The sequence below is a fragment of the Candidatus Thiothrix sulfatifontis genome (assembly GCA_022828425.1).
Classification (GTDB): Bacteria; Pseudomonadota; Gammaproteobacteria; order Thiotrichales; family Thiotrichaceae; genus Thiothrix; species Thiothrix sulfatifontis.
This window is the reverse complement of sequence record CP094685.1, coordinates 1,808,052-1,827,509: the sequence shown is the minus strand read 5'-3', so window position 1 is coordinate 1,827,509 and position 19,458 is coordinate 1,808,052. Positions and strand designations below refer to the sequence as shown.

The 19,458-nt window shown below is 49.7% G+C and carries 19 protein-coding genes; 9 read left to right on the top strand and 10 right to left on the bottom strand.

Annotated features, from left to right (window positions below; all coding sequences use genetic code 11):
* Positions 1-2: 2 nt before the first annotated feature.
* The 3 genes from L3K52_09465 to L3K52_09455 are packed head-to-tail and all read right to left on the bottom strand — an operon-like array spanning position 3 to position 1,998.
* A complete protein-coding gene (locus tag L3K52_09465; protein ID UOG93932.1) occupies positions 3-434 on the bottom strand; it encodes an ATP-binding protein in 432 nt (143 codons plus the stop codon).
* Positions 434-1,624, bottom strand: coding sequence for an NDP-sugar synthase (locus L3K52_09460; GenBank protein UOG93931.1), 1,191 nt, complete (start codon positions 1,622-1,624; stop codon positions 434-436). Before L3K52_09460 ends, L3K52_09465 begins: the two co-directional genes overlap by 1 nt.
* A gap of 35 nt (positions 1,625-1,659) precedes the next feature.
* A complete protein-coding gene (locus L3K52_09455) occupies positions 1,660-1,998 on the bottom strand; it encodes an STAS domain-containing protein (protein UOG93930.1) in 339 nt (112 codons plus the stop codon).
* Positions 1,999-2,210: 212 nt separating this feature from the next.
* Here L3K52_09455 and L3K52_09450 point away from each other — a divergent pair, with 212 nt between their 5' ends.
* Both L3K52_09450 and L3K52_09445 read left to right on the top strand, forming a co-directional pair.
* Positions 2,211-3,359 (top strand): FIST C-terminal domain-containing protein, encoded by a 1,149-nt coding sequence (locus L3K52_09450; protein ID UOG93929.1) that lies wholly within the window; start codon positions 2,211-2,213, stop codon positions 3,357-3,359.
* Positions 3,356-5,023 carry an ATP-binding protein gene (locus tag L3K52_09445; GenBank protein UOG93928.1) on the top strand — a complete coding sequence of 556 codons (1,668 nt, stop codon included), beginning with the start codon at positions 3,356-3,358 and terminating at the stop codon, positions 5,021-5,023. Before L3K52_09450 ends, L3K52_09445 begins: the two co-directional genes overlap by 4 nt.
* On the opposite strand, the gene L3K52_09440 is transcribed toward L3K52_09445, so the two are convergent.
* Positions 4,970-6,199: a SpoIIE family protein phosphatase gene (locus L3K52_09440; protein ID UOG93927.1), complete on the bottom strand. Its 1,230-nt coding sequence runs from the start codon at positions 6,197-6,199 to the stop codon at positions 4,970-4,972. The genes L3K52_09445 and L3K52_09440 overlap by 54 nt on opposite strands.
* A 163-nt stretch (positions 6,200-6,362) precedes the next feature.
* Here L3K52_09440 and L3K52_09435 point away from each other — a divergent pair, with 163 nt between their 5' ends.
* Genes L3K52_09435 through L3K52_09410 form a run of 6 tightly spaced genes read left to right on the top strand, consistent with a single transcriptional unit; the run spans position 6,363 to position 12,754 of the window.
* Complete coding sequence (locus tag L3K52_09435; GenBank protein ID UOG93926.1) at positions 6,363-6,713, top strand: Hpt domain-containing protein; 351 nt, start codon at positions 6,363-6,365, stop codon at positions 6,711-6,713.
* Positions 6,714-6,758: 45 nt separating this feature from the next.
* Positions 6,759-7,307: a heme NO-binding domain-containing protein gene (locus L3K52_09430; protein UOG93925.1), complete on the top strand. Its 549-nt coding sequence runs from the start codon at positions 6,759-6,761 to the stop codon at positions 7,305-7,307.
* Entirely contained in the window at positions 7,307-9,049 is a 1,743-nt protein-coding gene (locus L3K52_09425; protein ID UOG93924.1) for a response regulator, read from the top strand. The genes L3K52_09430 and L3K52_09425 overlap by 1 nt, the downstream gene beginning before the upstream one ends.
* 40 nt (positions 9,050-9,089) lie before the next feature.
* Positions 9,090-9,617 carry a hypothetical protein gene (locus L3K52_09420; GenBank protein ID UOG93923.1) on the top strand — a complete coding sequence of 176 codons (528 nt, stop codon included), beginning with the start codon at positions 9,090-9,092 and terminating at the stop codon, positions 9,615-9,617.
* Positions 9,604-11,055, top strand: a complete 1,452-nt coding sequence (locus tag L3K52_09415; GenBank protein UOG93922.1) for a DUF3131 domain-containing protein — start codon at positions 9,604-9,606, stop codon at positions 11,053-11,055. Before L3K52_09420 ends, L3K52_09415 begins: the two co-directional genes overlap by 14 nt.
* Positions 11,036-12,754 carry a DUF3131 domain-containing protein gene (locus tag L3K52_09410; protein ID UOG93921.1) on the top strand — a complete coding sequence of 573 codons (1,719 nt, stop codon included), beginning with the start codon at positions 11,036-11,038 and terminating at the stop codon, positions 12,752-12,754. Before L3K52_09415 ends, L3K52_09410 begins: the two co-directional genes overlap by 20 nt.
* On the opposite strand, the gene L3K52_09405 is transcribed toward L3K52_09410, so the two are convergent.
* A complete protein-coding gene (locus L3K52_09405; GenBank protein UOG93920.1) occupies positions 12,751-14,118 on the bottom strand; it encodes a DUF3131 domain-containing protein in 1,368 nt (455 codons plus the stop codon). The two genes, L3K52_09410 and L3K52_09405, sit on opposite strands and share 4 nt — an antisense overlap.
* Before the next feature lie 126 nt (positions 14,119-14,244).
* Here L3K52_09405 and L3K52_09400 point away from each other — a divergent pair, with 126 nt between their 5' ends.
* The gene (locus L3K52_09400) at positions 14,245-15,357 is read left to right on the top strand and encodes an OmpA family protein (GenBank protein UOG93919.1); all 1,113 of its coding nucleotides are present in this window, start codon (positions 14,245-14,247) and stop codon (positions 15,355-15,357) included.
* A 28-nt stretch (positions 15,358-15,385) separates the two neighbouring features.
* On the opposite strand, the gene L3K52_09395 is transcribed toward L3K52_09400, so the two are convergent.
* The 5 genes from L3K52_09395 to L3K52_09375 form a co-directional block, all read right to left on the bottom strand.
* A complete protein-coding gene (locus tag L3K52_09395; protein UOG93918.1) occupies positions 15,386-16,615 on the bottom strand; it encodes an OpgC domain-containing protein in 1,230 nt (409 codons plus the stop codon).
* Between the two features lie 212 nt (positions 16,616-16,827).
* Entirely contained in the window at positions 16,828-17,397 is a 570-nt protein-coding gene (locus L3K52_09390; GenBank protein ID UOG93917.1) for a protoglobin domain-containing protein, read from the bottom strand.
* Positions 17,398-17,609: 212 nt separating this feature from the next.
* On the bottom strand, positions 17,610-17,966 hold the full coding sequence (locus L3K52_09385; protein ID UOG93916.1) for a hypothetical protein: 357 nt from the start codon (positions 17,964-17,966) through the stop codon (positions 17,610-17,612).
* Between the two features lie 30 nt (positions 17,967-17,996).
* On the bottom strand, positions 17,997-18,878 hold the full coding sequence (locus L3K52_09380; protein UOG93915.1) for a hypothetical protein: 882 nt from the start codon (positions 18,876-18,878) through the stop codon (positions 17,997-17,999).
* A gap of 124 nt (positions 18,879-19,002) precedes the next feature.
* Positions 19,003-19,323, bottom strand: a complete 321-nt coding sequence (locus L3K52_09375) for a YkgJ family cysteine cluster protein (GenBank protein UOG93988.1) — start codon at positions 19,321-19,323, stop codon at positions 19,003-19,005.
* Positions 19,324-19,458: the final 135 nt, after the last annotated feature.

Genomic DNA, 19,458 nt, shown 5'->3' with positions numbered 1-19,458 from the left:
ATTCAAGCCAACTGCTTGCTGACGTGCAGATGGTTGCCTTTGGCATCACGGATATAGCGAATGGAATCTGCCAGCAAGTGAATCAAACCCATGCCCCAACCGCCTTCTGGCAAGTCTTCCGGGTCAGGCATTTCATGCGTCTCGGCGTGTACCGCGTCTGGCATGGTGCGACCGCTGTCAGAAATGATCAGATTCACCACGTCAGGGCTGTACTCCACCCGCACCCGCACATCGTTGCCACCCTGCATTTCGTAGGCGTGTTCGATCACATTATTGACGGCTTCCACCATCATTAATTCGAGTTGCCCCAGCTTATCATCGGACAGTTCCAGCTCTTTGCCGATTCCGCGTAATGCACCTGACAATACCCGTACTTGCTCCAAACGGCTGTCGATAGAGAGCCGAATGTCATAGTGTTTGTAAGCCGTTTCCATTAGGCCGCCTCCGTTTCCCGTGACAATTCGCCATAGAAACTGTGCATATTATTAAACAGCAGCATGTCGTGAATGTCGCTAGGGTTGAGCGCCCGGCGTCTGTCATCCACTAACCAGCGAATTTGCGTTTCACCCACATTCAACACACTGCCATCCGGTGCAATGCAGTCGCCGCCAAAGATCAGTTTGTGGTCCAAGGTTGCCATGCCACCGATGCGGGTATAATCGCTAATCAGGCATTCGCTGATTTCTGCGCCAGACTCGATCAGGCAGTTAGCCCCAATCATGCACGGGCCGGTAATCTTGCTGCCTGCTTCGATTTGCGTGCTGCTGCCAATGTAGACAGGCGGGATAATGTTGACACGCTCCCAATTCACGCTGACATTGATCCCTGCCCATACGCCGGGGCGCACTTGTTTGCCGGGCATTTGAAAGCCGTGAATATCCCCTTGCAAGGCTTTGCGCGTGGCTTCCCACACATCCGGCACGGAACCAATATCCACCCACTGGAAATCCATTTTGATGCCGTAGAATTCCTCACCCGCCGCAACCAATGCCGGGAACAACTGACTGCCAATGTCGTATTCCACGCCAGCAGGGATATAGTCGAAAATCTCCGGTTCAAACAAGTAGATGCCGGTATTGATCAGGTTGGAAACCGCAGCTTCGGGCTTAGGTTTTTCCTGAAACTGCACGATGCGTTGATGCGCATCCAATTTGACCACGCCGTATTTGTGTACTTCCTCGCGGGGGACTTCCTGCAAGATAATGGTCGCCACCCCGCCTTTTTCACGGTGTTGGCGCAAAGCTTCGGTCAGATCAAGATCAATCCACGCATCGCCACACAGCACAATGAAGGTTTCATCGAAAAACCCGGAAAAGTTTTGAATGCGCTTCATGCCGCCTGCTGATCCCAGCGCTTTGCCTTCCAAGCCTTCTTCGGTCATGTAGCCTTCGTAGGAATACGCAATCTGCACGCCTAGCTGATTCCCGTCACGAAAATAGTTTTCGATCACGGGGGCAAGGTGGCTGGTATTGACCACAATGTCTTCGACACCGTGAGTGCGCAGCAATTCCACAATGGATTCCATGACCGGCTTGCGCAAGATCGGAATCATCGGTTTGGGCATTTCGTTGGTAATTGGGCGCACGCGCGTGCCTTTACCGGCTGCCAGAATCATCGCTTTCATGAAAACCCCTCCTCAATTGGGTGATACGCGGTCAACTAGGCAGCAACGGCACCTAATGCGGCTTCAACGCTATCAGCCATGCGGAATACGCGCTCCATGCGGGTCAGCTTAAACAGATCCGCCACAACACCTTTCGCACCAACAATGATCAAATCGCCACGATTGCCCACCATTTTCAACAGGCTGACCAGTACGCCGAGGCTGCTACTGTCCATGAACTTGACGGTGCTCAAATCCAAGACAATACGGGTTGCACCGTCTTCGAGCAGTTGCACAATTTGATACTTAAATTCGGGAGCAATGGCAGCATCCATGCGGGTTTCGTCAATGGTTGCAATAGTAAAATCGCCTTGAACATGCGTAGAAAGTTTCATTCTTGTTGTCCTCATGATTAGGGAAATGGCTTCGGCTTATTATTTTTATATAAAATTATTGTATACACCAATCAGAAAAAACCGCAACAAAAGTTGCCTAAACGGTCATGCGCGATTCGTATAAATATATAACTTTCTTATCTGCTAATTGTTAAATATAATGACTAGCTAATCTTGTAAAAATAATAAACCAACGACAGGAACGCTTACCCATGCACCTAACGCCTGCCCAAATCTTTGTTGATCAGAGTGGAAGCTGCGAGGGCTTGCTGCAATCGCTGGATAAAGCTATCGCGGCGGGAGCGCAAAGTGTCTTGGTCTTCGCCGCCGATGCGAATGGCTTCACGCCCGCGCAACTGGATACTTACCTACAAGCACTTTCCATCCCCATCTTTGGCGGTATTTTTCCTGAAATCATTGCCAATGGGCAAATCCTGCAACAAGGCAGTGTGGTTTGCGCCTTACCCATTGTCAGTGAGGTGTACCATATCGAACACTTATCTGACCCTGATGCGGATTATTTTTCCGCAATAGAAGCCCTATCCGCACTAACACCCACCAATGCCACCCTGGTAACGTTGGTTGATGGCTTAAGCAAACGTATCAGCTCACTGTTAGAAAGCCTGTATGAAATCTTTGGCGGGCATTATCAATATATCGGCGGCGGCGCTGGCTCACTCAGTTTCGAGCAAAAGCCCTGTCTGTTCAGTAACCAAGGCTTGCGCATGGATTGCGCTCAAATCACCTGCATTCATCTGCCGCTCAGCATCGGTATCGAACACGGCTGGCGCAAATTCGCCGGGCCATTTTTTGTTACCGGCGCTTACAACAACACGATTACCACGCTCGATTACCAACCGGCTTTTGAGGTGTATCGCAAAGTCGTCGAAGCCGACAGCGGTAAACGCTTCGCAGATGGTACATTTTTCGACCTTGCCAAAGCTTACCCGTTTGGTTTGGAACGTTTAAGCAGCGATGTCGTGGTGCGTGATCCGCTGTTCGTCGACGGTAATAAATTAATCTGTGTGGGAGAAGTCCCTGCCAATCACATTATTTACATCCTCAAAGGCGAGGCCGATGACTTGCTGGCAGCATCACGTGCTTGCGCTACCACCGCCATCCGCGTGCCAACGCCCCCGGTATTGGGATTATTGTTCGATTGCATCAGCCGTACCTTGTTTTTACAAGAACGGTTTGCGGAAGAGATCGACAATATTCACGCGCATTTGCCTGCCGGAGTGCCATTGATCGGGGCGTTATCCTTGGGTGAAATCGCCGATGCAGGCAACACCTGTTTGGAATTTTTTAACAAAACCATCGTCTTGGGCATCCTCGCTCAAACCAAGGAATCCGCTGCATGAGTCCAACGCTGGAACTGGTCTCCATCCAATACGCACTGGCTTTGTTGATTGGGCAAGATCTGGATTTGCGCACCATGTTACGCAAATTTTTGCCACCCGCCTTAAAGCTGCTGAATTGCCGCAGCGGTTACATTTGGTTGCACAAAGGCATCACGCTGGATAATGCGGCACAAGCCCCACTCCCTTGCTACAGCTACCCGACCCTGCGCGGCACATTGGAAACGGATCAACCCCTGTTAGCCACACACATCCTGCGACTCGCCAACCAAGGCTGGTCAATCAAAAAGCCGGGCGAAACCATCCTCATAGAAGACATGCATTACCATTTCATGCCGCTCGGCGATAACGGTTTATTGGTGGTCGTGCGTGAGCCGCCATTGCCGGAAGCCCACATACTCGCTTTAGGTTTGGTGCTCAGGCGTTTAGAAACCGCGTGCCTGGCCTGTTTGCAGCACGCCTATTTAGAAGATGCCCGCAAAGAAGCCTTGCAAGCCAAGGAAATGGCAGAACAAGCCAGCAAAGCCAAAAGCGAATTTCTGGCGATGATTAGCCACGAAATACGCACCCCCATGAACGGTATTATCGGCTTAACCGATTTAATGTTGTACAGCGAGGTATCGGAATCGCAACGCGAACACTTGGGCATGATCAAATCCTCATCGAGTGCCTTGCTGGATATTATCAATGAAATTCTCGATTTCTCACGCATGGAAGCCGGAACGCTGACGCTCAATACCGCTCCCTTCCAATTACGAGCTTTATTGCAAGACACGTTTGCACCACTGGCCTTACGCGCCCGCGCCAAGCACTTGCAGTTTCAGTGGGACATTCTGGCTGATGTGCCGGATGCGTTAGCTGGTGACATCGGGCGCTTGCGTCAAGTGATGATCAATTTAGTCGGCAATGCCATTAAATTCACCGAACAAGGCGATGTTAGCGTCACTATCAGCCTGCAAAGCGGCGCTCCCACGGGGCAAGTGTGTGTCATGTTTGCCGTGCGTGATACCGGCATTGGCATTCCGCGTGACAAGCAAGCCAGCATTTTTCAACCCTTTCAGCAAGCGGACAGCTCCATCACCCGACGCTATGGCGGCACGGGCTTGGGCTTAACGATTTCCTCGCAATTGATCGCCATGATGGGCGGCACTTTGCGGGTAGACAGTGATGTGGGTGACGGCAGCATTTTCTACTTCAGCGTGCCCTTCGCCATCGTCGCTCACGTCAAACCGACAGCACCCGTTGCACCGCAGGCGCTGCTACGTGCTGAGCGGGTATTGTCGATTTTATTGGCGGAAGATAATGCCGTGAACCGAATGCTGGCAGTGCGCCTGTTAAACAAAGCCGGGCATCACGTCAAAGTCGCTGAAAACGGGCGCGATGCCGTGCAAGCTTGGGAAAACAATCGCCCTGATGTGATCTTAATGGATGTGCAAATGCCCATTATGGATGGCTTGGAAGCCACCACCCTGATTCGGGCGCAAGAGCACGCAAAACAATTGCCTCACACCCCGATTGTTGCACTCACGGCCAATGCCATGAGCAGTGACCGCGAACAGTGCCTCAACAGCGGCATGGATGATTTCCTCAGCAAACCCTTTAACGTACAAGATTTACTGGATGTGTTGATGCGCGTTTGTCCCGTTAAAGAAATCAATGATGAGTAGCGAAATATCATCCGGCTTTTCCTTGGCATCATTATCCAACCCCAAGGTGATAGCTAATTGCTGAATGAGCTGCTGAGCAGGTTGCTGGCGCAAGGGCTGTAAGTAATTTTTCAAAGCAAGCTCGGTCATCATCGCACCGTTTGCTTCATGCAACTCCAGCAAACCGTCTGAATACAAAATCAAGCGACTTCCGCTGGGAAACGGCAAGCGTATGGTGTCGTACTCCATATCCGGCAATAAGCCAATCGGAAAGCCGGTGCAATCCAGTTGCTCCCATTCATCACTAACGGGGCTGTACAAAAACGGTTGCGGATGACCGGCTTGCACAAAATACAATTGCTCTTGGCGGGTATCCACCACCCCCATAATCAGCGTCAGGTAATGATCACCCGTGTCCAATTGATAATGCAGGTGATGATTCAAGCGTTCCGCTAAACGCGACGGCAAGGTTGCGACCGCTTGCGGCGACAAATCATCCAAACAATGCAATTCACTGGTAGCACTCAGCAAGGTTTGCAAACACATCGACAACAACGCCGACGCAATTCCGTGACCTGAGACATCAATCGAATAAAAGAACAATAAATCATCATTGATTGGGAAGTAATTAAAGGTATCCCCGCCGATGTATTGAGCCGGTTGGAAAAACCAATCCACTCGAATCTGCCCGAACATTTTCTGGCTAGGCAACACCCCTGCTTGTAAAACGGCGGCGCGTTGCAAATCGTTTTGGATCAATTGTTGGGCAGCGGAGAGCGAGCCATTCACACTTTCCAGATGGCGGTTTTTATCTTCCAAGGTGCGCTCTAAACCCAACACCCGTTGGGCAGCACGTAAGCGCACTTCTAGCTCTTCGCGCACAATCGGTTTGGTCGCAAAATCATCCGCGCCCGCATCCATACCCTGAATCAAATTTTGCTTACCCGACATGCCGGTTAATAGAATAATGTAAACGTAATAAGGCAATTCAGCGATACGCACAGTACGGCAGAGCGTTGGCCCATCCATGACGGGCATAACCCAATCACTGATCACGAGTTGGAAATGGTGTTGCTGGATCAACTCCCAAGCGATTCGACCATTGTCCGCCAGCATCACCCGATGACCCATCAGGGTGAGAATACGGCGCAAAATCAACTGCATGTCTCTGGCATCGTCGACAACTAGAATATTCATTGGCTGCATCTTATTTTTATGATGTTATTAACACTCGGATAGAGATATGCTACCATCAAATTATAAATTGTCTATATAGATAAAAATGATAAAAATACAATTCCGGTAAGTGGTGCACTTTGCTGCTACCGGCTAAGCACAATCGAGCGCTTGAGGTATACAAATGACTGCGCATAGCCCTATCGATGCAACAACCTACGCGGAACTTCAAGAAATCATGGCGGATGAATTTTTGGAAATCATTGATTTTTTCATCACTGACACCGAAAGTTCCTTAGCACTGCTGCAACACTGCGTTGACACCCAAGACAGCGCCCAAGTTGGTACGATCTGCCACAAACTTAAATCCAGCAGTAAGATTATTGGTGCGTTTGAATTAGCAGAAATCACACACCTACTTGAAGCCTACAAAGATCATCAGAATCAAACAAGTGCGTCTTTGCACGTCAAGCAAATGCGTGAGGAATTCTTACGCGTACTCACCTGGCTCAAGCAACAACCCGCTATCGCTTAACGCTACAACACAAGCAAACCGCCCCAATAACAACAGGAATAATGCATGAAAGGTTTAGTGTTTACAGAATTTCTGGACATGGTGGAACAACGCTTTTCCGCTGACATGGTAGATGACATTATCGAAGCCTCCGACTTGCCTTCTGGCGGTGCATACACTGCTGTCGGCACTTACTCGCACGCCGAAATCGTTGCCTTGGTGCAACAACTGGCCATTAAAACCGGCATAGCAGTCCCCGAATTGATCAAAGCGTTTGGGCATTATTTCTTTGGGCGATTCGTGGTGTTGTACCCCAGTTTTTTTACTGAAGCACCGGATGTATTTGACTTTCTGGATTCCATTGAAAACCATATTCATGTGGAAGTGCTCAAACTGTATCCCGATGCACAATTACCAAGCTTTGAAACCGCGCGTGAAGGCAGTGATAAATTAATCATGATTTACCGCTCGAAACACCCGTTCGCGACTTTGGCAGCAGGCTTAATCGAAGGTTGCTTGGCACATTACCAAGTGAGCGCAACCATTGAAACGGTTGATTGTTCTGCGGGGCAAGGCACACATGTTGAATTCCACATCACCCGGATGGCGGCATAATGAGCGACGAAGTAGCGCGTTTAGAACGCCGCTTAGCGCGTGAACGTGCCGCCCGCAAGCAGGCGGAACAATTACTGGAAACCAAAAGTTTAGCGTTGTATCAGGCTAACCTAGAATTACGGGCACAAGCGGATTCCTTAGAACATATTATTGAGGAACGTACTCGCGAACTGGTCGAAGCACGCGATCAGGCTCTCTCCGCCAGCCGTTCCAAAAGCGCATTTTTAGCCGCGATGAGCCACGAAATCCGCACGCCGATGAATGGCATAATCGGCATGACAACCTTGCTGCAAGATACTCACTTGGATCAAAATCAGCGCCGTCAAGTGGAAATGACGTTGCATTCTGCACAATCCCTGTTGGGGATTATTAATGACATTCTCGACATTTCCCGGCTCGACGCGGGCAAGCTGGAATTACTGGAAGAAGACTTCAAACTCAGCGAAACGTTACCCAGTGTAATTGAAACATTGGGGGTTATCGCCAATCAGAAGCAGCTCGAACTGTTTAGCATTGTCGACAAACGCATGACCAACTGTTTGCGTGGTGATGCCTTACGCTTGCGGCAAATTTTGATGAATTTATTGGGTAACGCGATTAAATTTACCACGCACGGGCAAATTGTGTTGCGCATCTTACCCACTACGCAAATGGCTGAAGGTATCCGTGTTGAAGTGCAGGATTCCGGCGTCGGTATTCCGCTGGAGAAACAACACGCGCTGTTTCATGCCTTCAGTCAAATTAACCGTTACGACCAGCACAATGGCAGTGGCACAGGTTTAGGGCTGGCGATCAGTCGCAAATTGGTGCATCTGATGGGCGGTATTATCGGTGTCGACAGTCAGGCAAATGAAGGCAGTACGTTTTGGTTTGAAGTACCCTTCAAAATCACGAAGGCAGAGGCAAGCTGTGCTACACGCTTAACCAGTCGTTGCTTGATCATGCACCACAATGCGTTACATGCCCAATTAATTACCGAGCAATTAAGCAATCTTGGGGCAAAATGCTGGGTGCTCAGTGATTTGAACAACGTCGATAGCTTAATAGAGACCCAAACTTTTGACTGGTTACTTATCGACTACAACAGTTACCCAACATCACAACGGGCAGCGCTGGATCAACTATTAGGGCGCTTAAACGCCTTAACGCCGCCGATACATTTATGCAACATCTCCTCACAGACCAGCAGTTGTTTGCAGTGCAGCATTCCCAGAACGCTTAAGCATTGCAATTGTTTGTTAAAACCGATTACGCAAAGCAAACTCCTGAATTTGCTGGCGATACCTCAAGCCTCAACCGAGACGCCACTATTACTCAGTGAATCCCCGGTTGAGTTAGCACGCCAAGCACAGGCCGATGTGCTACAAAGAGGCACGCACATACTGGTGGTAGAAGACCACAAAGTTAACCAACTGGTGGCAAAAGGGATGCTGGCAAAACTAGGCTACCGCGTCACCTTGGCCGAAGACGGCTTTCAGGCGCTGGATAAAGTGCGCACCCAAGCGTTTGACTTGATTTTGATGGATATTCAAATGCCCGGCATGAGTGGTGTTGAAACCACCCGGCATATCCGGGCAGAATTTCCTGATTCTTCCGTTCCGATTATTGCGCTAACCGCCAATGCCATGAAAGGCGATGAGCTGGAATACCTGCAAGCCGGAATGAATGCCTGCCTGACCAAACCCATCCAGTTGGATGTGCTGGCCAACACGCTCAAGGAATGGTGCCCAGTTACAGCCTAACACCCACGAATAATAAAAATCAGGGGGGAAAATACCGCCGATGAATACCATCTCACACATTTTACTCAGCATGTTGCTGGTACTGGTGGCGTACTTAGTCGTTCAAAATCAACAATTACGGGCAGAACTTGATGTCATTAGCACCACGCAAAATAGTGCTGCCGCTGTCTTGGCAGAAACACTGACGCCCTTAGCCACCAAAATTGATGCCATCAATACCGTCACCAGCAAAATCGGCAAAGAAGCCGATGACGCCTCCAATCAAAAACTGACTGCCCTGCAAAAGCGCCTCGACTTGTACAAACTGATCGGCACGCTCAACCAAGCCAACCAATTACGCGCCGAAGGCAAAGGTGCCGAAGCCGCAGAAAAACTCGTCAGCACCAAAAAACCCATCTGGCAAGCCGGTGAAACTTTCGCCGCTCACAAAGACAAATTGCAAGGGTTAATGGGTACGCTCGACAAGCTCAGCGCCGCATGGAAAAGCGGTGACACCAGCACCGCACCGGATGCTGTGCGCAAAACACTGGAAGCCGTCCTAGGAGAGCTGAACAATGAACAAAAATAACCTCAAGGTAGCACTCGCGTGGTTGGTTGGCTCCGTCTTGGCTGGTGTTTTAATCTTCTTCATTACCCACAGCGCCTCTCCCGTAGCAAACCCGGCAGCAGCGTCTGATTCCCCTAGCTTGTTGCAGATATTAACAAGCGGCTCCACTGCCGGGCGGAATGACACTTTTTGCGCCCTGACCACCGGCCCCGACAACAGTTGTTTAGGCTCGCCGCAAGCCTTGTGCAGCACCGGTCAGGAAATGGCACAAATTGCATGGAAATACTTTGAAAACAATTACAACCCTGAAACCGGGCTGTATAACGCGGCTGACAAATACCCCTCCACCACCATGTGGGATACCGGCTCGGCACTTGCTGCCACGATTGCTGCCCACGATTTCGGCCTGATTGACGCCAAAGTGTTCGATGACCGCATTCGCAGCATGTTCAAAACCTTGAGCAATATGGAGCTGTTTAACAAAGAAGCCCCCAACAAGGTTTACCACACCGTCAGCGGCGCAATGGTGGATTACCGCAATCAACCCGCCCCGGAAGGCATCGGCGTTTCCGCACTGGATCTGGCGCGGATTATTTCGTGGCTAAACACCCTAAGCTGTATGCACCCGCAATACGCTTATCCCGCGCAAAAAGTGATTGAACGTTGGGATCTAAAACGCCTGATCAAAGACGGGCAAATGTTCGGGCTATACCGCGACCCTACCTCGAAAAACATGGTAGTTGCGCAAGAAGGCCGTCTCGGATACGAGCAATACGGCGGCAAAATCTTCCGCGAACTCGGTTACGACCAACACGTTGCTGCCACCTATAACAACGAATTTCGCGAAACCATCAATATCTACGACGTACCCATTGCCTATGACCGTCGCGACCCGCGTGATTTGGGCGCATACAATTATGTCGTCACCGAATCGTATGCGATGGATGCCATCGAAAACGGCATTGATGCAGAAAATCGCCCGTTACTGGACAATATTTACCTGGTGCAAAAACGCCGTTGGGAACAAACCGGCATCCTCACCGCCGTGTCTGAAGACAATATCGACCAAAAACCGTACTTCCTCTACAACACCATTTTCACCGCAGGCTTGCCCTGGAACACCACCACCGACAAAGGCGTGCGCTATGACAGCCTCAAAACCGTGTCGGTAAAAGCAGCGTTATCGCTGGCGATTCTCTACCCCGAAGACCCCTACAGCAAAGAACTCGCTTACAACGTCAGTTCCGCTTATAACCCGGAACGCGGCTGGTATTCCGGGATCTACGAAAGCGGCGGCGGCTACAATAAAGCGATTACCGCCAATACCAATGGCATTGTATTAAGCTTGCTGCTGTACAAAAAATACGGTGAATTTTACCCCATCTGCAAACGCTGTGAACGCGGCCTCAAACCCAAACTGATGGCGACAAAAACGTGCGATGCCTGCACCACTGAATAAATTTTTGCTGCTTTCTTTGGGTGGCGGGGTATTAATCGCGCCGGTAATGGCGAACGAGCCGCCGCCCTTGCAGCAAAAATTGGAAGCCTTGCACTGTGCCACCGATGCCCACATTGCTAAAAAACTATTGAACGAATTGCATCACATCAATGCCCCCGGTCAGCGCTGGCCGGATGAATGGTTAGGGCAAAAACCCGAAGCTTCCCTGCACGCCGGATTACTGGACATCGCCCTGCATACCTTGAAAATCACTGCCGAACGTTTCCCCGACTTGCGCGAAGAAGCCGAACGTATCGCGTTGCAATGGGATTATTGCGAGATTATGGAAAATCAGAATTTTCATGACCTTATCCTGCGCCAGAAGAAACTGTACAAAATGCTCAGCGGCGATGATGCACCGTTACAATGGCGTGGGTTTCGAGAATGGGGGTTTCTGACCCCTGATCCGGCGGCGCGTTTCGTGCCTAAATTGCTGGATGAAATTCGCTTAGCACCGAATGCGTACCATCTGGTATTGCATCAAGCCTACCGCGAACGCTGCTTTCCACACCCCGAAACCGGCTTAACGGTGCGCGAGGCAGAAACGCCCCCTGCCGCCGTTGCCAATCAAGCCCTGCCCTTTCAAATGGTTACGGAAGCCACCGCACCACCTTATCCGTTTAAATGGAATCCGTCGTGTCAAGTTAGCTACCAAGTCTTAAAAAAGGTGACGGAAAGAGCCGTCACTATTCCCGAAACCACGCAGAAAGCCTCGAAAACCAAGCCTGCTACCGCGCACAAAACCAGTAAGCCAGCGCCCACCAGCAACAAAACCGAGCGCAAAAAACAGCGCGAGTTACGCCAAACAGCACGGCAACAACGCCAACAGCAACGGACACTTGCCCCGCTGGTGCAAGGTGTTAGCGGAGCAGTCGGCAATAGCGCAACCAAGCCCCCACCACCCACACCCACGGTTGCTGCCAAACAACCAACCGTTACACAGCAAGTGTATACAACCGTTGAGGGCGAAACCATTCTGCCCACCATTGTCAGCACCAGCGCGGGCGGCGACATTCCCATTTACTTTGAGGATGCACCTAGACCGCAAGCGCACAGCACCACCGGCATTATTGATAATCAGAAGAAAAAACGCCGCGTAGCCGTAACGGTATCAGATACCGTATCACTTAAAGATGGCAGCAATAACGTCGCGGTCAGCGCCACTTGGTCGCCCAAAAAAGATTGGTTCATCAACGGCAGCGCGTCAGTGAAAGACGGGGAACCCGGTTACGCTTGGAATGTCGGCTATGCCAACCCCAAACCGGGCACAGTATCGGTACAAGTCGGGCATACCGGCCCCATCAAACCGGGGCAAGGCTTGGACACAAAAAATGCCAGCGCCAGCATTGGCTACAAGGTGAAATCCGCTGCATTAACCAAGCGTAAACTCAGCGCCTCCGGCAGCGTCAATATTTCCGCACAAGGCAAAGCCAAGGCCAGCGCCACCGTGCAATGGAATCCCAAGCCGAATGTGAATGTGCGTACCACCGCCACCGTCCCCGTTGACGGCGGCAGCCCCAGTTGGAGCTATTCCGCAGGTTATTCCAGCCCCAAACCGGGCAAGTTGCGCGTGGAATATTCCAACTACGGCAACAACGCTTTCCCCGGCGATAATCTGAAAGATGGCGCAATTACGGTGAGCAAGAGCTGGCAATTTTAATCAAACTTGCCATCCGCCAAACATTGGCGCTTATTCTGATTGGCACTCAGAAATTTTTCAGACAATTGCACGCCCTTGCCGCACTGATCACATTGCTGATTCAGCGCCCCGTACAACTTGTATAACAGCACCGACAAAATCACCCCATTGGTGTTCGCAGTCCTGGCTTTGTTGAAACCTTTAGACGGGTCTTCGTAAATGCCGGAATACCAACCACCTTTAGGGCTACGCGCCTCCTGCACCGTATCCAGCAACAGCTTGCTGTATTGGCGCTCAGGAAATAAATATGCCAGCGAAACTGCCGCTTTCACCGACACGCTTCTCAACGCCGACATGTCTTCACCCTTATCGGTGATCGCCGCCCAAGGAATGTCATCGCTGAAAATGGTGTTGTAAACGAAATACGGTTTGCGATCGAGGTTATCTTCCGACACGGCAGTGACAGTGCCTGTTTGTTCCCAACGGCGTTGTTGCACCGTGTAAATTGCATCGAGCAGCGCTTTATTTTCCTTGTCCAAACCGTGCTCCAACACATCCATCGCGTAGGATTCAGAGACCACGTAATTGTGTGCGCCAAGGGTGGACGCATCCCGCGAATCCACCAGCAATTCTACGCCCGATACTGTCGTGGTGGTGGCATATTGGTTGTGATAACGCGCCGAAAGGCTCATGTCAAACCCCAACTGCTGGAAAGCTTTACCCGCGTATTGCTCATACCCCAAGCGCCCTTCCTGCTGCACTTCCACTTCGCCGGACTCGTCTTTGAAAGCCAGACCGTACATTTGATTGTGTTCCAACAAACGGCAAAAATTCCAGCTTTCCAGTATTTGTTGCGCCTTGGCTTGGTGCTGCGGATGCAGACAAGACAAAATATTTAACCAAGACACCAAGCGCCCCAAATCCAAGGTGGAAACGCCAATACCCTGTGCCGATGGCTGATTGCGGTAATCGACTTTTTGCGCGGTCTTGGTGTTGTAGACCTTGTTGGGGGCTTCGCCATTGAACAAATCCAAATGCCCTAAGGTATCCAGCATCTGGTTGGTCATGCGATCAAAGCGTTCACGCGGGATAATGCCAAGCTTTTCGGCGGCGATAAACGCGGCGAGTGATGAACCAACATCCCACAAGGTCGTGGAGGGGTATTGATCCGCAGCATTCACTAAGCCGGTTTCAGCTTGAATATTGTTCTCAAAATAGTGCCAAGCGACACGCGCCATTGCTTTATCGTGCTCGTTTAATTCCGCTTTGCGAGCCGGGCAATACGTGGGTTTAGTGGGTTGCGCAGCGTCGGCAATGGCAGGGTTCAGCCAGAGTCCGCCACACGCATTGATAATCAAGGCTAAGGTTAAGCTAAGGCGCAGCATGGTTTTATGATTGTTCCTGCACTGGGGAACTTGATTTTTACCGTGCAGTCGTCGGAAGTCAATTGCCGTCAGACAAACGTAGCCCTATCATCGAATCCAGCAATCATAACAATAAAGGTGATGCCCATGTTCCCGAAACGCCCGCTGCAAGTGGCAATATTGTGCGCGATGACAGGGTTAGCCGTGCCACACGCACACGCCGATACCCCCGCCCTTTACCCGGTCTGCGACACGCCAGCCGTACCCGTCGGCAAAGAAGACTACCAACCCAGCAGCCTCGCGTTGCACGGTTTAACCGCACTTTACATCAATATTGACGAGGTAATCAGCAGCGCCAAACCCAAAAACGTCAAGTTGCAAAAAGACCTTAAAGAAGCCGTCCAACAACGCTTAAGCGCCGCCGGAATGCGCTTATTGAGCAAGGAAGAAATGGAAACCACAGCGGGGCAACCCGAAATGAGCATGTTCCCCTCCTACCCCAAACACTTAGGCCCGTTCAAACCCGGCGAACCGCGCATCGAATACAACGCCGCCTGTTGCACCGCCGGTATCTGGACATCGTTCTCCCAAGGCGCCATGACCCTACGTGACCCGCTGTTGTACCACAAACTGGCAACGTGGGGCGGAGGTCACAACACCACGGATTGCAACAATGTGGGCAAATGGCTCAGCGAAGTCGTGCTAAAAACCGTCGATGATTTCATTACCGCCAAGCAAAAAGCTGACAAAGATTACCAAGTCTGGCAGAAAAAATCGGGGCAGACGCCAGCAAAACCCGACACAGATACCCCAGCTATCAGCACTGATAAGCCCGCAAAAGATACTCCACCCGCCAGCACTGCCAAACCCGTAGAATTGCGCGAAACCAACGATGCTGAAGCCTTAGCCTGCGATACCGCCATTTTGTTGTATGCCGAAATCTTCCCAACCGCCGCCGTTGACATCAGTGATGCGAAGGGTGGGATTTTAGGCAAAATCGCCGACAATATGAAAGCCTGCCCACAATACCGTTACCGCATCGAAACGCACGCCGACCAACGTTCCAGCCATGAATACAATGATGTACTCTCAGCGCGTCGGGCGGTCGCTATTCGCAATTATTTGGTCGATAACGGGGTCGATGAAGAACAATTTGACCTACGCTTTTACGGCAAACGTAAACCTTTGGTAGACGGTGATAATGAAACCGCATGGGCAGCTAATCGGCGCGTTATGATCACCCCGATTAAGCCCAAGTAACCCTCACGCATTTATCGCTGGATTCGATTTAATGTGGAATCCAGCGGAATAAAAACTGCCGTTTCACCAGCACCCAGACCAACGCCAATAATCCAATATGGATGCCCGTATTAATCCAGAAATTCTCATAACTCGGCAACGGCGTATTGGCGATCAACAGCAATAAAAACACATGAATAAAAAACACATACAACGACGCTTGCCCTAATGGAATAAAGAACCAGCCCAACATGCGGTTAAGTGGCTGCCAGCAAAGTGTCATGAGCGTGTAAATAGCGATAAACAATACGACCACATTCACCAAACGCCCAATACCCAAAGTATTTTTAGTAAAATACGTGTTATACCAATGCAAAAATGTATCCGCTGGCACAAAATGTAAACGCGCCCACTCAGGAAACTGTTGCAAGGGGTGATTCCAGGTAAACACGATAAAACCCAATGACAAGGCAATACACAGCGCCACTAAACGTTTTCCCCATGCTGTTGCCGAGAAAAATTGCACCACGTCCTGTTTATAATAACCGGCGACCATCCCGTGTACATAAAGCAACTGCCAAGAAAGAATAGGAAAAGCGTATTCAAACTGCGCATTCGTTGGGCGGAAAAACGGGTTGCTTCCCAAATTAATCAGGTATAACACCCAACTTGCCCCTAATAACAAACCTAGCTGCCGCTTAGCTAACATAAAAAATACCAGCGGCGTAAACAGGATAAACATCACCACGTACATGCCGACAATTTGGAACTGGTGTGGCCCGATCTGAAGCAATAATGCTTTACTGATAATTTGAAAAATACTGGCGTCGATTGGTGGGTATAATTGGAAAGTTTTCCCACCGTAAGGGTCATGAAACGTGGTAACAATGGTGGTATCCAGCCAAGGAATAAAACGCAGTGCCGCTATCGCTAATATCATCAAGACACTAATGCGGTATAACGCCACCGAGCGACTAATTAACCCCGGCATGGCGGCGGCAACACCGGCTTGTTTGACTTTTTTGCCATACACCATCCCGACCACGATTCCCGATAAAATCACGAAAATCTCGGCGGTGGAAATCACCCCAATGCGTTCCCAACCGATGAACATTAAGGCTGAAAAGTATTCAAAATGCGACGCAAATAACAGCGGAATAACAAAGCCGCGCATAAAATCGAGTCGCAAATCACGGGTTGCCCCCGTATCGGGATACGCCCAACTTGCCGGAATCCAATCGGAAAAAGTGCGCGGAGCACGTAAGGTGTCTGTCGTCATCTTGTACCGCCATTTATCGGTTTTTATATCGCGTTTGTCCATGCTATGACTTAAAGCAATAGCATGGCAAGCACTAGCCGCTATACGGTAATGTGATGATTTTTTAAATTCGTTTAATGCTGACTTCCATCTTTTTCAGCTCTAAACGCGCCAGCGCCAAATTCGCACGGCTACGTTAATGTAAGTAGATAACATATTGAATTTATTTGAATTCACGAAGTATTCCGATAAGAACGGGTAAGGTTATCAAACAATGCGCGACTCATTCCTGTGATACTGAGAAATTTATTTAACTCTTCAGCCAGTGTAGAGGATTGAAACGATTCTTGCATAACAAATAACGAAAACCCCAAAACACCGCTAATGGCATGAATGCTTTTTATTACCATGCTTGGGTCATTCACAAACACTTCGCTAATAATTTGGGTCAACTCTTTGTGCATAAATGTTATTGAACCAGCCATAAATTCGACAGGAAGATTAACTTTTACGTGCACATGCCCAACGTTGTAAAGCTTTTGTGTGTAAGTGACATCAAATTGACTATTAAATAACTCATGCAACCATTCAAGATGAGTCGCTTTTAAAGTCTCAGTCCGTCCTTCTAAATAAGTATGTGTTTTAGGAATTTGTGCTAAATGTGCATAAAAAGCATCCGTGACTTCAGACAATCTTGGACTGATCTGAGGATAAATTTTATGTAAAATTTGGAGTTGTGCATCATCTAATCCAGCAAATTGCTTTGCATATTCACACAATGACACCATATCAACTTGACTCAACAGTATTTTCCTCGCTGTAGTGCTGTTTTGCACTCAAATTAAATGTAGTGAACTCATACTGCATTAAAGCATGAGTCAATACGCTGAGCAGAAACCTACCAGAATGATCAACTATTAGTCAAATAACTTTATTTGTTTAATGTAAATTTTTTATCAAATTTTTAATAAATTAAATTTATCGAAAGTTATTTAAAATTAATGAAGTAAGCCACTTAAATCCGCTTGATGCTAACTTCCATTTTTTTCAACTCCAAACGTGCCAGCGCCAGATTCGCACGGCTACGTTCCAAAGCGACGTACAAAAAAATTTCACGGTTTGAACTCAAGGGGCGAATCAAGTGGTACTGTGTCCCCAGACTGATGAGAATATCTTCAATGTTATCATCGCCCATGCCAATCGCATCCATCGCTTTCAGCTTGGCACGCACCACTTCGGTATTGGCAGCAGCGGCAATTTCAATCGGGAAATTACTCACATTGATGGACTCCAACATCATACCACTACCGGCATCAACCAACGCTGCGGCTAAAAATCCATCTAATTTTTTTAAAGTATCCACTGTTGCCATGCTAACCATCCTTGAGAAGTTAAAAAACCATTAAATCTTAGCCGTCTCGATTAATAAGTCAACCAGCCCCTTCATCTCTAGGTGATTGCGGGCATCGACTTTGCGAACCGGCCAAGACTGCCCGCGCGATTGAATAAAATCGGCGTACACCCGCAATGCCGGGGTTGGGCTAATATCGTTGTGCGTCACCCCAATCACCGCCGGATGGGTGCGCAAAAAATCGTGGTAAGCATTCAGGTAGTAGTTCAATTCTGACAGGCAATCGCTGCGGTCATTGCCAATCAAAATAATAAGTCCCGCCGCTTTGTGCAGCAAAATATCGCCCATAAAATCAAAGCGCCGTTGCCCCGGTGAGCCGTACAGACGCACCTGTGTCGCATCATCCAAACGCAAAGTGCCGAAATCCATCGCCACCGTGGTGGTGCTTTTCTGCAATTGCGTTTGATCGCTGGGTTTCGCCTCGGTGGAAATCGCACTGCTTCCACCTAGCGTTTTGACGGCGGTGGTTTTGCCAGAGCCAACGCTGCCGACAATCAATACTTTCAAACTCTCAGATTTGGCTGCTGTCTTTACGGGAATAACCGGCGCTGGCGTTACCCGACTTTGCGTAATATTTTTCAATAACAGCGTGAAGTCCAAAGGGGATGGCGCTTGCGCATTCGCAGGGCGCAACAAGTGCCATTTCGCCTGCTGGCTTGGCTGATTGGCGTACAGAATAATATTGTCGGGTGAAAAATGCGGCGGATAGTGTGTGGTTTCATCATCCGCTGCCAGCAACACAAATTCAGCATCCGCGACTTGTTCAACCACTTCCCACGGCTGTTGCCAATGACGGGCATGGGTGAATAAAGCCGCTAAGCGGGCGGATTCCGTCGCGTCATTAAAACCTAGCATTGCGAGTCTAATCGTCATAAAGCCCTTTCCCGTAGTGCGCAGCGTGGTATAAAAGTATATTTAATTAGCAATTCGCATACTACCAGACTAGCGAGGCAAATCCACCGACTCGCGGCAGAAGATTTACGGCATTCAATCCGCTCTACAACGGCAACAGCGGCGTCAAACCATAATTGGCACGCGCGCGATCACAAACAGGGTTATGTTCACCGTATTCCCATGACGCCGTGAACTCACGGCAGGTAGAAGAGCGTAGCGGGTAAATAATGCAATTGACGCATTCACCCACCACGCCTTGCAGGGCAATGCAATGGGGTTTGGATTGGTTTGTGCCCAGCATAGCGACGTGGTGCGGGGCAATCGCTTCAGTCAAATGGGTAGGCACAGTCCCAGCGGGGGCAGCATCGGTTTCGCCCCAATAAAACGAGACGCGGAAACTGGCGCAACACGCGCCGCAAGTCATACAAGGGTTAGGGTTCACGCGATTTCCTAAAGTACCAACAATCGCGCATCATAACAAATGCCCAGCGCCACCACAGCGCTGGGCATCGTTAAAGCGACTATGCGTCGCTGAAGAACAGCATGGAGATTAATGCGC

Excerpts from the sequence above, each read along its gene's own strand:
- L3K52_09465 (UOG93932.1), bottom strand. The coding sequence starts at position 434 with ATGGAAACGGCTTACAAACACTATGACATTCGGCTCTCTATCGACAGC.
- L3K52_09460 (UOG93931.1), bottom strand. The coding sequence starts at position 1,624 with ATGAAAGCGATGATTCTGGCAGCCGGTAAAGGCACGCGCGTGCGCCCA.
- L3K52_09455 (UOG93930.1), bottom strand. The coding sequence starts at position 1,998 with ATGAAACTTTCTACGCATGTTCAAGGCGATTTTACTATTGCAACCATT.
- L3K52_09450 (UOG93929.1), top strand. The coding sequence starts at position 2,211 with ATGCACCTAACGCCTGCCCAAATCTTTGTTGATCAGAGTGGAAGCTGC.
- L3K52_09445 (UOG93928.1), top strand. The coding sequence starts at position 3,356 with ATGAGTCCAACGCTGGAACTGGTCTCCATCCAATACGCACTGGCTTTG.
- L3K52_09440 (UOG93927.1), bottom strand. The coding sequence starts at position 6,199 with ATGAATATTCTAGTTGTCGACGATGCCAGAGACATGCAGTTGATTTTG.
- L3K52_09435 (UOG93926.1), top strand. The coding sequence starts at position 6,363 with ATGACTGCGCATAGCCCTATCGATGCAACAACCTACGCGGAACTTCAA.
- L3K52_09430 (UOG93925.1), top strand. The coding sequence starts at position 6,759 with ATGAAAGGTTTAGTGTTTACAGAATTTCTGGACATGGTGGAACAACGC.
- L3K52_09425 (UOG93924.1), top strand. The coding sequence starts at position 7,307 with ATGAGCGACGAAGTAGCGCGTTTAGAACGCCGCTTAGCGCGTGAACGT.
- L3K52_09420 (UOG93923.1), top strand. The coding sequence starts at position 9,090 with ATGAATACCATCTCACACATTTTACTCAGCATGTTGCTGGTACTGGTG.
- L3K52_09415 (UOG93922.1), top strand. The coding sequence starts at position 9,604 with ATGAACAAAAATAACCTCAAGGTAGCACTCGCGTGGTTGGTTGGCTCC.
- L3K52_09410 (UOG93921.1), top strand. The coding sequence starts at position 11,036 with ATGCCTGCACCACTGAATAAATTTTTGCTGCTTTCTTTGGGTGGCGGG.
- L3K52_09405 (UOG93920.1), bottom strand. The coding sequence starts at position 14,118 with ATGCTGCGCCTTAGCTTAACCTTAGCCTTGATTATCAATGCGTGTGGC.
- L3K52_09400 (UOG93919.1), top strand. The coding sequence starts at position 14,245 with ATGTTCCCGAAACGCCCGCTGCAAGTGGCAATATTGTGCGCGATGACA.
- L3K52_09395 (UOG93918.1), bottom strand. The coding sequence starts at position 16,615 with ATGACGACAGACACCTTACGTGCTCCGCGCACTTTTTCCGATTGGATT.
- L3K52_09385 (UOG93916.1), bottom strand. The coding sequence starts at position 17,966 with ATGGCAACAGTGGATACTTTAAAAAAATTAGATGGATTTTTAGCCGCA.
- L3K52_09380 (UOG93915.1), bottom strand. The coding sequence starts at position 18,878 with ATGACGATTAGACTCGCAATGCTAGGTTTTAATGACGCGACGGAATCC.
- L3K52_09375 (UOG93988.1), bottom strand. The coding sequence starts at position 19,323 with ATGACTTGCGGCGCGTGTTGCGCCAGTTTCCGCGTCTCGTTTTATTGG.